The organism is Klebsiella sp. C283, assembly GCF_048822555.1.
Taxonomy (GTDB): Bacteria; Pseudomonadota; Gammaproteobacteria; order Enterobacterales; family Enterobacteriaceae; genus Klebsiella; species Klebsiella quasipneumoniae.
Genome location: NZ_JBMEZS010000075.1, coordinates 1 through 697, shown reverse-complemented (window position 1 = coordinate 697; position 697 = coordinate 1). Strand labels below are relative to the sequence as shown.

The following is a 697-nucleotide window of genomic DNA, read 5'->3' as shown; positions in this document are numbered from 1 at the left end:
CCAAGACCGATTCGGTGATGCAGGAGCCGGATTTGCTGGTTACAACCGTAACTTTGCCCATCCAGGACGTGCATTTCTCGCGATTCAATCGGGAACGTGGACTGAGGAGACTGTTACGACACCAACAGCTACAAACTTCGGCCCGGCTGGCTCGCAGGGGATCACCTCTACCGCAGGTGCCTCTATGGCATTCCAGTCTCTGACTGGTGATACCTCAGCGGCTATCTACCACAATGGCAGCTCCAGTGTCAGCCCTGTAATCAAAATCAAGTACAAGGACAATGTCACGGGCGACCAGACTGCTGAGACACAGGTTACCCTTTCTGGTACGGGTGTAGTCAGAACTGAGTTGCCCGTACCGCCTGTGACAGGCAACTGGACGGCTACGCTGACGCTCGTTTCAGGAACACTGGCGTTCTGTGGCATCGAGCTGAAAAAAAGTACCCCGGGTGTTCGTGTCAATAAATTAGGGACTGGCGGCTCTACCTGGCGGCAATGGACAACCCTGAACCGGGCTGGCTGGGTGCAGGGGATCACGCCTCTTGCGGCAAACCTGAATATCCTGCTGGAGTCCGTCAACGGTGCGTACAGCTACGATGCGGATGCTGAGGCGGGGTACACAACGGAGATGGCATCACGCGTGAGGTCAGCCTCTGCCTTCAGCGACGTTCTGGTTATCTCGCCACCACAAACACTG

1 protein-coding gene is annotated in these 697 nt (G+C 56.1%); it reads left to right on the top strand.

The window, feature by feature from the left end:
* Positions 1-184: 184 nt before the first annotated feature.
* Positions 185-697, top strand: a 513-nt coding sequence (locus ACOI7Z_RS27290; RefSeq protein WP_420702491.1) for a hypothetical protein, incomplete at its 3' end; no start/stop codon positions are given.